Below are 13,691 nucleotides of genomic sequence, written 5' to 3' on the forward strand. Positions count from 1 at the left end.
CAGCAGGGGGAGGGGCGGTGATGAGTGGCGCGCGGCAGGCAATGGCTTGCGCCTGCAGACCCGTACACGCGCGCCACTCATCCGCAAGACTCTGCCAAAGCGGCCGATCAGGCGCGAGCAACGCAAGATGTTCCGCAGCCTCCAGCCGCCAAAAAAACCAAGCGCAACGCAGCCATGCGCGCAGAGTCATCGCCACGACGCAAGACGACGCGTAAGTCCCCAAAGGCCGCCCGCGCGGCCGGCCGGGGACGGGCCCTGCAAGACGCTTCAAATCTAAAGAATGCGTACGCCAGCATGCCAAGCACACCGCCCGTCCCGGCGGCCGTGAAATTTCAAAACGCTCGAGTCCGGTGGGGCGGCGACGCGGGGTGCGCGGGGCGTCGATAAGCCCGAGGGAATCGGAAGGCAGTCGCCGTAGGCGACAACGACGATGACGACGGGGCAGTCCGGAGCGAAGGCTCCGGACCGCAATCGCGGCCCCGCGCACCCCGCGCCGCCGACCCGCCGGACGCCTCAAGAACCAACATCTCCCCCAACACACCTCCCTCCCCGTTTACACTCCCCCAAAAAAACCATAACCCCGGAGGAGCAAACATGCGCATTCTGCTGGTCGAGGACAACCTCGATCTGGGCGATGCCGTGGAGAGCAAGCTGCGCTCGGCCGGCCACAGCGTGCAATGGGTGCGCGACGGCATGGCGGCGTTGCGCTGGGGCCTGGATGAAACCTGGGATGCGCTCGTCCTGGACATCAACCTGCCCGGCAAGGACGGCTTCACCCTCATCCGCGAATTGCGCACCGCCGGACTGGAAGCGCCAGTGCTGGTGATGACCGCGCGCGCCGAAATCGAAGACAAGATCGACATGCTGGACCTCGGCGCCGACGACTATCTCGTCAAGCCCTTCGACCTGCGCGAACTGGAAGCCCGGCTGCGCGCGCTCCTGCGGCGCCCCGCCGGCCAGACCAGCAGCGTCACCCGCTATGGCAACCTCAGCCTGGACCTGGCCAACCGCAATGTCGAGCTGTCGGGTACCCCGGTGGAGCTGGGACGACGGGAATTCCGCCTGCTGGAGATCCTGGTGGGAAAACTGGGCCAGACCGTCGCCAAGGAACGTCTCATGAACCAGCTGTTCGACCTGGACGACGGCTCGCTCAACGCGCTGGAACTGCTGATATCGCGGCTGCGCAAAAAGCTCGCGGGCGCCTCGGTCGATATCGTCACAGTGCGCGGCGTCGGCTACCAGGCCCGCAGCCATGAGCATCCCTGAGAGCTTCTCCATCCGCCGGCGCGTCTTCACGCTGGGCGTGCTGCTGCTGGCATGCGCCCTGATCGGCCTGGTGTTCTTCCTGCGCGGCTACGCCCAACGCGCCGCCGAACAGGCCTTTGACAGGCTGCTGGCCGCCTCCGCGCTGACCATCGCCGGCTCGGTCCAGATCGAAGACAACAACGTCACCGTGGAACCGCCGGTGTCCTCGCTGGCCATGCTATCGGCCGGCGAACGTGTGTTCTACGAAGCCCGCGCCTCCAATGGCCGCCTGATCACCGGCTACGCCGACCTGGCGCCCGGCCTGCCGCTGGCGCAATCGGCCACGCCCGTGTTCGCCTATCTGCGCTATCACGACGAACCCGTCCGCGTCGCCACCGTGGGGCGGCTGGTTTCCGCCAGCCAGCACGCGGGCTGGGTCACCTTGCGCGTGGCCGAAACGCTGGGCTCGCGCGAAGCCCTGGCCAGCGAGATCCTGGGGCGCAGCGTGCTGCCGCTGGTGGTGGTGTCGCTGGTGGCGCTGGGCCTGCTGTGGTTCGGCGTGCAGCGCGCATTCGCGCCGCTGGCCGTGGTCGAGCGCGAATTGCGGCGCCGCGCCCCCGACGACCTCGCCCCCCTCATCAAACCCGTGCCCCGCGAAGTGCGGCGCCTGATCGAAGCGCTGAACGCATTCATGCAGCGGCTGTCCGGCACCATGGATACGCTCAACACGCTGGTGGCCGACGCGGCGCATCAGGTCCGCACTCCGCTGGCGTCGCTGCGCGCGCAGGCGGAGGTGGCGCTGGACGAAACCGATCCGCAACGGCTGCACGCAAGACTGGAACGTATCCACCTGAACGCCACGCACGCCAGCCAGCTGATCAACCAGCTGCTGATGGACGCCACCATCACCCATCGCCTGGGCAAGGGCGCCCGCATTCCCGTGGGCGTGGCGGAGACCATCAACGAGACACGGCGCCGGATCGGTCCGCTGGACGCGCAGCGGCTGCGCATCGCGATCGCGCCCGAAGTCCGCCGCGCCCGGATCACCGGCGATCGCGTCGCCCTGCGGGAAATGCTGCGCAACCTGGTGGACAACGCCTTGCGCTACGCGCCCGACGGCCCCGTGGACATCCAGGCCATGCCCGTGGCCGGATACCGGGTGGCGCTGACCGTATCGGACCGCGGCCCCGGCGTGGCCGACGATGAGAAAGACGCAGTGCAGCAACGGTTCGCCCGCGGCCGCGCGGGCGAGTCCCTGCCCGGGTCGGGACTGGGGCTGGCCATTGTCCGCTCGGTTGCCGCGGCCCATGGCGGTTCGCTGTGGCTGCTGGACCGCCCTGGCGGCGGCCTGACGGCCCGCGTCGTCCTGCCGCTGGCGCGCTCGACGCCCGGACGCGCGCTGGCCGCGGGCGTGGCCGCGCTGTGCGCCGCCGGCCTGTTGCTGGCCGCCCAACCCGCCCCGGTCCGCGCCGCCGGCATTGCCGAAATCGTCACAAGGTATCCCGCGCCGCAGCCATCCTCCCGCGTCCTGACCATTGCCGGACCGACGGACACGCCGGTGGTCGCGCCGCTGATCCAGGGCTTCCAGTCACACCGGCCGGAGGTAAGCGTCGTGTACCGCGAAATGGGCAGCCGCGAACTCTACGAGGCCACCATCGAAGGCCGCCTGAAAGACGTGGACGTGCTGATGAGCTCGGCCTCGGACCTGCAGATCCGGCTTGCCAACGACGGCTACGCGCTGAGCTACGCCTCCCCGTACGCCGCCAAGCTGCCGTCGTGGGCCGTCTGGCGTCACGAGGTCTATGGCTTCACCTTCGAGCCCGCCGTCATCGTCTACAACCCCAAGCGCTTTGCGGAGGCCGCGGTGCCGCGGTCACGCCAGGACCTGCTGCGCCTGCTGGAACAGGAGCCTGCGCGCCTGCGCGGACGCATCGGCACCTACGACATCGCCGCCAGCAGCCTGGGCTATCTGCTGGCCGAGCAGGATGAACTGGTCTCCTCCAACTTCTGGGGACTGGCCAACGCCATGGGCCAGGCGGGCGTGCATCTTGCCGCCACCAGCGCCGAAATCCTGGACGCCATCGAGCGCGACGAACTGGACATCGGCTACAACATCCTGGGCTCCTACGCGCTGTCGCGCCAGGCCGCGGGCCGCCCGATCGGCGTGGTCTTCCCGCAGGACTACGTGCTGGTGCTGGCGCGTTCGGTGCTGATCGCGCGCACCGCGCCCAATCCGGACCTGGGGCGCGCGCTGGTGGACTGGCTGCTGTCGCCAGCTGGCCAGCAGGTGGCGTCCAGCCATGCCGCGCTGGGATCCATCATGGAAGATACGCCGGGCCGCTGGACCTCCGAAGCGGTGCTGGCCCGCTCCCAAGGCATCGTGCAGCCGGTGGTGCTGAGTCCCGCGCTGCTGGTCGGCCTGGACCAGCGGCGGCATTCGCGGTTCGTGCAGAACTGGATCCGGCTGGTCACGGATACGCCGCAGCGGCCGTAGGCCGGACCAGGGATATCCCCTAGCTCCGACCTGCCGCCATGACAGGACGACGACAGACGCGCACTCCTAAGATGGGCGCAGGCTGGACCAAGATCCTGCTCATGCCAATTCCAATCGGAGACAACACCCATGCTTGCCAAGTCCCATCTGGCGGTCGCCTGCGCCGCCGCATTCGCCATCGCCACCGGCAGCGCCTACGCGCAGGCCGTACCAGCGGGTTACCCGGCCGATTATCAAAAGATCCTGGACGGCGCCAAGAAGGAAGGCAAGGTCGTCATCTACTCGACCACCGACACCAAGGCGGCCGGCCCCATCATCAAGGGCTTCGAAGCGCTGTATCCCGGCGTCAAGGTCGAATACAACGACATGAACAGCACCGAGCTGTACAACCGCTACATCAGCGAACAGGCTGCGGGCGGCGGCAGCGGCGACATCGTCTGGAGCTCGTCGATGGACTCCGCCTTGAAGCTGGCCACCGACTACGCCTTGCAGTACAAGTCGCCCGAAGCGGGCAAGCTGCCGGCCTGGGCCAACTGGAAGGACTCGGCCTACGGCACCACGTACGAGCCGGCCGTGTTCATCTACAACAAGCGGCTGATTCCCGCCAACGAAGTGCCGACCACGCACGGCGCCCTGGCCAAGCTGATCGCCAGCCAGCCCGACAAGTTCAAGAACAAGGTCACCACCTACGACATCGAGAAGTCGGCGGTCGGCTTCATGCTGGCGGTGCAGGACAAGGCCAACGACCCGAAGTACTTCGAGACGCTCAAGGACATCGGCGCGGGCGGCCTGATCGTGCAGTCGTCCACCGGCACCATGATGGAACGCGTGTCGTCGGGCGAAAACCTGATCGGCTACAACATCCTGGGCTCCTATGCCGAAACCCGGGCCAAGACCGATCCGTCGCTGGGCGTGGCCTACCCGACCGACTACGCGCTGGTGCTCTCGCGCGTGGCGTTCATCAGCAAGAAGGCGAAGAACCGGAACGCCGCCAAGCTGTGGATGGACTACCTGCTGTCGCAGAAGGGCCAGGAGATCATGGCCAACCAGGCTGACCTGGCATCCGTGCGCGACGACATCGCCGGCGACAACGATGTGGACGGCATGACCAAGAAGCTGGGCGCCTCGCTCAAGCCGATCCCGGTCAACGAAACGCTGCTGGACTACCTGGAGCAGAACAAGCGCCTGGAGTTCATCAAGCAATGGCGCGCGGCGGCAGGCAAGTAAAGCCGTGCTGAGCCGGGGCGGGGCTGTCCCTCCCCGGCGGCGCGACCGTCGCGTCATTCGAGACAACAGGATTTCCCATGCAGTCATTGCGCAGAAAATGGCAGTCCCTGCCACGCGGCGTGGTGGTGCTGATCACGGCGCTGGCCATCTACGTGCCGCTGTCGTTCATCATCGTCCAGAGCTTTCTCTCCGCGCCCTTCTTTGCTCCGTCCAAGTCGTTCAGCCTGGACGCGTTCCGCTTCATCTTCGCGGACCCCGATTTCTACAAGGCGCTCAGAAGCGGCCTTATCCTGGCCTTCGGGCTGGCCATCATCGCCATTCCGCTGGGCGGCATGCTGGCGTTCCTGATGATCCGCACCGACCTGCCCGGCCGCCGCTGGATCGAGCCGCTGATCCTGGTGCCGGTTTTCGTGTCACCCATGGTGCTGGGTTTCGGCTACGTGGTCGCGGCCGGCCCGGTGGGCTTTTTCTCGATCTGGGCGCAGAACATCCTGGGCTTCGTACCCTGGAACGTCTATTCGCTGACCAGCATCGTCATCATCGCCGGCCTGACGCACGTGCCGCACGCCTACCTGTACATCTCGTCGGCGCTGCGCAGCATGGGTTCGGATGTGGAAGAGGCCGCGCGCGTGGCCGGCGCCACGCCGCTGCGCGTGATGGTGTCGGTCAGCCTGCCGATGGTGCGCCCGGCCATGCTGTACGCCACTGTGCTGCTGTTCTTCCTGGGCCTGGAAGTATTCGGCCTGGTGCTGGTGCTGGGCGACCCGGAAGGCAACCTGGTGCTGGCCACGTACCTGTACAAGCTCACCAACAAGCTGGGCATTCCGTCCTATCACCTGATGGCCGCCGTGGCCGTGGTGCTGATCTGCATGACCATCCCGCTGGTGATGCTGCAGCGCCGCCTCATGCGCACCGCCAACCGCTTCGTCACCGTCAAAGGCAAGGCCTCGCGCGCGCGTCCGCTGCCGCTGGGCAAGTGGCGCTGGCTGGCCGGCGCGGTGGTGGCGTTCTGGTTGCTGGTCACCGTCGTGGTGCCGCTGATGGGCGTGCTGCTGCGCGCGTTCGTGTCCAACTGGGGCATGGGCGTATCGCTGCTCGACGTGCTGTCGCTGGACGCCTTCCATACGGTGTTCTCGCAGCCCAACCTGATGCGCGCCATCGTGAACTCGGTGGCGATCGGCGTGATCGGCGGCGCCCTGGCGGTGATGTGCTACATGTTCGTGGGCCTGGCGATGCACCGCAAGCCCGACAACGTCACGCGCTTCATGGACTACAGCGTGCTGGTGCCGCGCGCGGTGCCGGGCCTGCTGGCCGGCCTGGCGTTCCTGTGGGTGTTCCTGTTCGTGCCGATGTGGCTGGACAACGCGCTCGACGTGGACGAGAACGGCTGGCTGTCGGCCCTGCCCTTCGCGGAGTGGCTGCGCGAGAACTTCGTCGAATGGCTGCGCGCCATGCGCAGCACGATCTTCAGCGTGTGGATCGCTTACACGGTCGTGTGGATGGCCTATGGCCTGCGCCTGATCTCGTCGACCCTGCTGCAGGTGGGGCCCGAGCTGGAAGAAGCGGCCCGCAGCGCCGGCGCGCGCCGCGGCCAGGTCACCCGCCACGTCACGGTGCCGCTGGCCAAGTACGGCCTGATCGGCTCGTGGCTGCTGATGTTCCTGATCTTCGAGCGCGAATACTCCACCGGCGTCTACCTGCTGTCGCCCGGCACCGAGACCATCGGGTCGATGCTGGTGTCGCTGTGGGCCTCGGGCGCCATCGACATCGTGGCCGCGCTTTCCTTCATCAATATCGTTCTGGTCGTGATCGGCCTGGGCGTCGCCCTGCGATTCGGAGTCAAACTTCATGATTGAGCTTTCTGTAGAAGACCTGCACCTGGACTACGGCGACAACCCCGTGCTCAAGGGCGTGTCCATGCAATTGCGCCAGGGCGAAGTGGTGTCGCTGCTGGGCCCCTCGGGCAGCGGCAAGACGACCTTGCTGCGCGCCGTGGCCGGTCTGGAAGGGCCCAAGCGCGGCCGCATCACCATCGGCGACCGCGTCGTCTACGACGGCGACGCGCGCAAGGAGATTCCGGCGGAAGAGCGCAACCTGGGCCTGGTGTTCCAGTCCTACGCGCTGTGGCCGCACAAGACGGTGTTCGAGAACGTCGCCTACCCGCTCAAGCTGCGCAAGACGCCGGGGGCCGAGGTGCGCGAGCGCGTGCAGGCCGTGCTGGATCAGCTGGGCCTGGGCAAGCTGGGCCAGCGCCATCCGCATGCGCTGTCCGGCGGACAGCAGCAGCGCGTGGCCATCGGCCGGGCGCTGGTGTACAGCCCGCCCGTCATCCTGCTGGACGAACCCCTGTCCAACCTGGACGCCAAGCTGCGCGAAGAAGCGCGCGCCTTCCTGCGCGAACTGATCATCCGCCTGGGGCTGTCCGCGCTGATGGTGACGCACGACCAGAGCGAAGCCATGGCCATCTCCGACCGCATCCTGCTGCTGAACAACGGCAAGATCGAACAGCAGGGCACACCGCAGGAAATGTACGGCTCGCCGTCCACGCTGTTCACGGCCGAATTCATGGGCAGCAACAACCGGCTGGACGGCAAGGTGACCGAACTGCGCGACGGACAGGCCCGGATCGAAGGCCGCGGCTGGGCGCTGTGGGGCAAGGCCGGCGCCGGCGTCGCCCAGGGCCAGGACGCCACCGCGGTGATCCGGGTGGAGCAGGTGCGCCTGGCGGACGATCCGGACGGCAACCACGTCGACATGCCGCTCTTGACCAGCATGTACCTGGGCGACCGCTGGGAGTACCTGTTCCGCACGCCGGATACGGATCCCGCCCGCACGCTGGCCTTGCGCGCCTATGGCCCCGAGGGCCGCGAGCCCGGCCCGTGCCGCCTGGCGCTGCCCGCGGGCAAGGTCTGGGTCTTCCCTCGGGCATCCGCCTGAGGCGCCCTAGGCCGTCCGTCCGAGAGCTGTTACAGGCGCCCGGACGGACCGCGCGGAGGACCTGGACTCGTCTTACAATGCCCTCGTGCAACGCCTTGACTCCCCCTCCACGCTGAGCCGTTACCTCTGGTGGCTGGGCGCCCCCGCCCAGCACTACCTGCGCATCGGCATCGCAATATCGTTGTTGGTTCACGCCGGCGCGCTGGCGTGGCGGTTCGGCGCGCCCGCCCTCTTGCGGCCGCCCGTGACCAGCCTGGAAGTCGTGCTGCTCAACGCCCGCAGCGAAACTCCGCCGGAAACGCCGCGCGCCCAGGCGCAGAACCAGATGACCGGCGGCGGCAACGCCGAGCGCGGCCTGTCCACCACCCCGCTGCCCCAGACCGGCGCCTCGGCCGAGACCATCGTGCTGGAGGCCATGCGCCGCCGCCAGGTGCAGCTTGAAGCCGAGCAGACCCGGCTGATGACCCAATTGCGCTCCCCGCACAACGCCGGCACGGAGCGCCAGGCCGTCAACCCGTGGCCGGACGGGGCCGACCTGGGCCAGGATTCCCAGGACCAGGCCAGCATCATCCAGAACGCCCAGGTGGCGGCGCTGGCGGCGCGGGTCCAGCAATACAGCGCCGAACCCCGCAAGCAATTCGTTGCGCCCTCCGCGGAGGCCTCGCGTTACGCCGCCTACCTGGATGCCTGGCGTACCCGCATCGAGGCGGTGGGCACCCAGCACTACCCGGACGAGGCGCGTGGCCGCATCTATGGCTCGCTGCGCATCACGGTCTCCGTACGCGCCGACGGCTCCATCGCCAATGTCGAGATCGATCAGCCCTCGCCGCACGCGGTCCTGAACCAGGCCGCCCGCCGCATCGTCCAGCTGGCGGCTCCCTTCCCCCCGTTCCCCCCCGATATCGCCCGCGATACGGACGAGCTGGTCATCACCCGCACCTGGCATTTCGTCAACGACACCCTGGAAACCCAAGTCCCATGACCGAGGCGAATTCCCTAGCCCGCTACGCCGTCATCGGCAATCCCATCGCGCACAGTCGCTCGCCTCAGATCCACACCTTGTTTTCACAGCAGACCGGCAAACCGCTGCGCTACGATCGCCTGCTGGCGCCGGTGGACGGCTTTGCCGAAGCCGTCGCCGCGTTCGTGGCCGACGGCGGGCTGGGCCTGAATGTAACGGTGCCGTTCAAGCTCGACGCCTATGCGCTGGCGGCCGGCCGCCTGTCCAGCCGCGCCCGGCTGGCCGGCGCGGTCAACACCCTGTCCTGGCGCGATGGCGCCTGGCACGGCTGCAATACCGACGGCGTGGGCCTGGTGTCCGACCTGCTGCGCCTGGGGCTGCGCCTCACCGGCGCGTCCGTGCTGCTGGTCGGCGCGGGCGGAGCCGCCCGCGGCGTGCTGCAACCGCTGGCCGAGGCGGGCTGCGCCCGCATCCATATCGTCAACCGCACGGCCGCCCGCGCCGAGGAACTGGCCGCCGCCTGGCGCGAGAGCGGCGTGTCGCCCCAGACCCAGGTCACGGCGGGCGCGCTGGCGGACGCCGCCACGGCCGGCGGCTGGAACCTGGTCGTCAACGCCACCGCCAGCGGACTGCAGAATGCCGCCCCCGACCTTCCCCGCGGCCTGTACGCGGCCGGCGCCGCCGGCTACGACATGATGTACGGCGCCCAGCCCACCGCCTTCATGAAACAGGCCGAGGCCGACGGCGCGGCGCTGACGGCCGACGGCCTGGGCATGCTCGTGGGCCAGGCCGCCGAGAGCTTCTTCATCTGGCACGGCTTGCGGCCCGACCCCGCTCCGGTGCTGGCGGCGCTGCGCGAGGCGCTCGTGGCGGGACGCTGAGCGGCATGGCGACGCGCACAGGCCGCTCCTGGTTTCGCATCACCACCGGCATACTGATGGCGCTGGTGTGCGCGGTCCTGCTGTATCAGTTCTGGCTGTTCGCCCAGGTCGTCTGGTACAACTACCAGAACCCCGGCAGCAGCGCGATCATGCGCGAAGAGCTGTCTCGCCTGCGCGAAGGCAATCCGGCCTTCGAGCTGAAATACGAATGGGTGCCTTACGACAAGATCAACCGCACGCTCAAGCGCGCGGTGGTCGCCTCGGAAGACTCCAATTTCACCGAGCACGACGGCATCGAATGGGACGCCATCCGCAAGGCCTGGGAATACAACCAGAAGCAGGAGGAAGCCGGGCGCACCAAGATGCGCGGCGGTTCCACCATTACCCAGCAGCTGGCCAAGAACCTGTTCCTGTCCGGTTCCCGCAGCTACCTGCGCAAGGGCCAGGAACTCGTCCTGACCTACATGATCGAACACGTCATGAGCAAGGAGCGGATCCTGGAGCTGTATCTGAACGTGGCTGAATGGGGCGTGGGCGTGTTCGGCGCCCAGGCCGCCGCCAAGCATTATTTCAATACTTCCGCCGCCAATCTGGGGGCCAGCCAGTCGGCCCGGCTGGCGGCCATGCTGCCCAACCCGCGCTTCTACGACAGCCACCGCAGCTCCAACTACCTGAACTCCCGGGTCGGCACCCTGACGCGCCGGATGCAGATGGTTGATATCCCCTGACGGGAAAACCGGATGCATCGGTCCTGCAGCCCCACCCTAAGCGGCGGGATTTGTTAAGCTTTCACGTTTACGCGCTCCACTCCTTCTCCTTACATGCGTACCGCACGTCGCTACCTGGCCCGCGAGATCTATCGCTCTTGCGCAGTGGTCCTTCTGGCCCTGCTCGGCCTTTTCACGTTCTTCGCACTGGTGGACGACCTGGACAACGTGGGCGACAAGTTCTCCCTGATGGCCCTGCTCTACATGCAGGCGCTGGCGATCCCCACCCGTCTCTACGACCTGCTGCCCATCGGACTGCTGATCGGCGCCATTCTGGCGCTGGCCGGGCTGGCCCAGCGCAACGAACTCGTCATCCTGCGGGTGTCCGGCGTGAGCGGCATGCGCCTGCTGCGGATGCTGTGGATCGTCACGATCCCGCTGATGATCGGCGCGGGCCTGTTGTCCGAATACGTCACGCCGTGGGCCGAGATGAAAACCGGCGAAGCCAACCTGATGTTCCGCGGCAAGGCCGGCGGGGACCGCCTGAAGAGCGGCTATTGGTTCAAGGAACCCACCGCCAACGGCGGCACGCGCATCATCAACATCGCCGAACTGAAGGGCGACGGCCAGGTGAGCGGCGTGACCCTCTACGAATTCAAGAAAGACCTGACGCTGTCCGTGCTGTCCACGGCCCCCTCGGGCCTGTTCGCGCATGGCGACCTGGTGCTAAAGGACGTGGCCGAGACGCGCCTGGACGCCGAGGCCGCCGAGGCCCTGGCCAACGCGCGCCCGCCGAAGAATCCGCCCGCCACCGTGGTGAAGCTGCCCGAGCGCACGGTGGACACCACGCTGAGCGCCGAACGCCTGCTGGCGCGCGTTCTGACCCCGGAACGCATGTCCATCGTCACGCTGCTGGACTACGTGGACTATTTGCGCAACAACCAGCTGCAATACGGTCGACAGGTTGTCGCCTTGTGGCGCAAACTGGCTTATCCATTCACCCTGCTGGTCATGATCACGATCGCTGCTCCCATCGGACTGATGCAGACCCGCCGCGGCGGCGTCGGCGCCAAGGTTTTCCTGGGCATTCTGCTGGGCGTGGGCTTCTTCATGCTGAACCAGCTGGCCCTCAACGTGGGCATGCTGGGCAAGTGGCCTCCCTGGCTGACCGCCCTGGGCCCGAATCTGGGCGCGATGATCCTGGCGCTGGGCGCCATGAGCTACATGGAATACCGCCACACCATTACCCGTATCGTCCAACAACGTTGGCCTTGGAGTAAGAGTCCCGCATGAACGGCAGTATCTGGATGATCGGCGACGTGCAGGGTTGCTGCTCGCCGCTGGATCGCTTGCTGTCCCACCCCGAACTGGTCGGCGACCCCCAATCGCGCTTCTGGTTCGCCGGGGATCTGGTCAACCGCGGTCCGCAGTCGCTCGAGACCCTGCGTCGTATCATCGACCTGGGCGATCGCGCGACCGTGGTGCTGGGCAACCATGACCTGCACCTGCTGGCCGCGGCCGCCGGCGTGCGCAAGCCGTCCAAGTCCGACACGCTCGAGGATGTCCTCCGGGCGCCGGATTCGGCCGACCTGATCAATTGGCTGCGGTTCCGTCCCCTGGCGCATTTCGAGCAAGGCCACCTCCTGGTCCATGCGGGCACGCTGGCCAAGTGGGATGTCGCCAAGACGCTGGCCCTGGCCGGCGAGGTCCAGGACGCGCTGCGCGGGCCGAATTGGCAAAAGGCGCTGCAAAAGATGTACGGCAACGAGCCGGCCACGTGGAAGGAAGACCACAAGGGCGGCAAGCGGATGCGGGTCATCATCAATGCGCTGACGCGTATCCGCCTGTGCACGCCGAACGGGCACATGGAATTCGCCACCAAGGTGACGCCGGGCGCCTGGCCGCCAGGGCTGGTCCCCTGGTTCGACGTCCCCAATCGCGCAACGCGCAATGTGACGACTGTCTTCGGCCATTGGTCGACCCTGGGACTGCTGCAGCGCCCGGACGTCATCTGCCTGGACACCGGCTGCGTGTGGGGGGGATCGTTGACGGCGTTGCGGTTGCAGGATCGGAAGCTGGTGCAGATCAAGTGTTCGCAGTTTCAGAATCCGTTGTCTGAGTGACGGGGGTTTGTTCTGGGCTGGGCTTTAGGCCTGCGTCAGAGCTTGCTTCGAATCTTCGTAGGTCGCCGCTTCAGTGCTTCGTAGGTCGCCCATCGTCGCGGGCGGTGAGGCTGCGAGCGCCCGCCATTGCGGTCCGGAGCCTCCGCTCCGGACTTCCCCCTCGTCATCTTCGTCACCGCCTTCGGCGGTTCCTTCAGATTCCCTCGGGCGCATGGAGGTTGCTCGCAGCCTCACCGCCCGCGCCGACGGGCTGCCGCCGTCTTGGCTTGTTGCGCTGTTAGAGCTGTGGTCGGGGCAGGGAATCTGCGGGGCCGCCGAATGCGGCCGCGCGGGCGGCTGCATTCGGCATATGGGCGTCTGGGCGTTGAGGCGGTGTGCGCTTGCGCGCTGGCGGAGCCTGGTTTGCGAATGGCACCGCAGTCAGGGGGAAGGGGCGGTGATGGGCGGCGCGCGGCGGCGTATCGCTTGCGCGCGCAGACCTGTACGCGCGCGCCGCCCATCGGGCATTGGAGTTGAAATGGAGATTAATGGCGCGCGCATCCTCACCCGCAGGACACCGCCAAAGCCCCCGAGGCCGCCCGCGCGGCCGACCAGGGGCGAGCACCGCAAGATCTTCCACAAGCGTACCCCCGGCAAGAACGCAAATCCAACGCAGCCGCACGCGAAGCATCAAAGCAACACCAGTGCCCGATGGGCGGCGCGCGTACAGGTCCGGATGCGCAAGCAGCTCACCGCCGCGCGCCGCCCATCACCGCCCCTCCCCCCTTGACGAGAGCGCCAATAGAGAACCAGCCTGCGCATCCGCGCAAGCGCACACCGTCTCAACGACCTCGATAACAGATGCCGAATGCAGCCGCCCGCGCGGCCGCATTCGGCGGCCCCGCAGATTCCCTGCCCCGACCACAGCTCTAGCAGCGCATCACACCCAGACGCTCGTAGCCCGGCGGCGCGGGCGGTGGGGTTGCGAGCAACCTCCATGCGCCCGAGGGAATCTGTAGGGAAGGCCGAAGGCCTGGACGAAGATGACGACGGGGCAGTCCGGAGCGAAGGCTCCGGACCGCGATGGCGGGCGCTCGCAACCCCACCGCCCGCGTCGCCGGGCGACCTACGAAGAAC

10 protein-coding genes are annotated in these 13,691 nt (G+C 67.5%); all 10 read left to right on the plus strand.

Annotated features, from left to right (window positions below):
• Positions 1-594: 594 nt before the first annotated feature.
• The 10 genes from HLG70_RS19000 (at position 595) to HLG70_RS19045 (ending at position 12,575) form a co-directional block, all read left to right on the plus strand.
• Entirely contained in the window at positions 595-1,266 is a 672-nt protein-coding gene (locus tag HLG70_RS19000; protein ID WP_171667890.1) for a response regulator transcription factor, read from the plus strand.
• The gene (locus tag HLG70_RS19005; protein ID WP_171667891.1) at positions 1,253-3,739 is read left to right on the plus strand and encodes a sensor histidine kinase; all 2,487 of its coding nucleotides are present in this window, start codon (positions 1,253-1,255) and stop codon (positions 3,737-3,739) included. The genes HLG70_RS19000 and HLG70_RS19005 overlap by 14 nt, the downstream gene beginning before the upstream one ends.
• A 129-nt stretch (positions 3,740-3,868) precedes the next feature.
• Complete coding sequence (locus HLG70_RS19010; RefSeq protein ID WP_171667892.1) at positions 3,869-4,966, plus strand: ABC transporter substrate-binding protein; 1,098 nt, start codon at positions 3,869-3,871, stop codon at positions 4,964-4,966.
• Between the two features lie 77 nt (positions 4,967-5,043).
• Entirely contained in the window at positions 5,044-6,822 is a 1,779-nt protein-coding gene (locus tag HLG70_RS19015; RefSeq protein ID WP_171667893.1) for an ABC transporter permease, read from the plus strand.
• Complete coding sequence (locus HLG70_RS19020; protein ID WP_171667894.1) at positions 6,815-7,903, plus strand: ABC transporter ATP-binding protein; 1,089 nt, start codon at positions 6,815-6,817, stop codon at positions 7,901-7,903. The genes HLG70_RS19015 and HLG70_RS19020 overlap by 8 nt, the downstream gene beginning before the upstream one ends.
• An 85-nt stretch (positions 7,904-7,988) precedes the next feature.
• On the plus strand, positions 7,989-8,885 hold the full coding sequence (locus tag HLG70_RS19025; RefSeq protein ID WP_171667895.1) for a TonB family protein: 897 nt from the start codon (positions 7,989-7,991) through the stop codon (positions 8,883-8,885).
• Positions 8,882-9,745: a shikimate dehydrogenase gene (aroE, locus tag HLG70_RS19030; protein ID WP_171667896.1), complete on the plus strand. Its 864-nt coding sequence runs from the start codon at positions 8,882-8,884 to the stop codon at positions 9,743-9,745. Before HLG70_RS19025 ends, aroE begins: the two co-directional genes overlap by 4 nt.
• A 5-nt stretch (positions 9,746-9,750) precedes the next feature.
• Positions 9,751-10,473, plus strand: a complete 723-nt coding sequence (mtgA, locus tag HLG70_RS19035; protein ID WP_171667897.1) for a monofunctional biosynthetic peptidoglycan transglycosylase — start codon at positions 9,751-9,753, stop codon at positions 10,471-10,473.
• Positions 10,474-10,566: 93 nt separating this feature from the next.
• Entirely contained in the window at positions 10,567-11,745 is a 1,179-nt protein-coding gene (gene lptG, locus HLG70_RS19040) for an LPS export ABC transporter permease LptG (RefSeq protein WP_171667898.1), read from the plus strand.
• Entirely contained in the window at positions 11,742-12,575 is an 834-nt protein-coding gene (locus HLG70_RS19045) for a symmetrical bis(5'-nucleosyl)-tetraphosphatase (protein WP_171667899.1), read from the plus strand. Before lptG ends, HLG70_RS19045 begins: the two co-directional genes overlap by 4 nt.
• The last annotated feature ends 1,116 nt before the right edge of the window (positions 12,576-13,691 follow it).

It is taken from the genome of Achromobacter deleyi, assembly GCF_013116765.2.
GTDB classification, from domain to species: Bacteria; Pseudomonadota; Gammaproteobacteria; order Burkholderiales; family Burkholderiaceae_B; genus Achromobacter; species Achromobacter deleyi_A.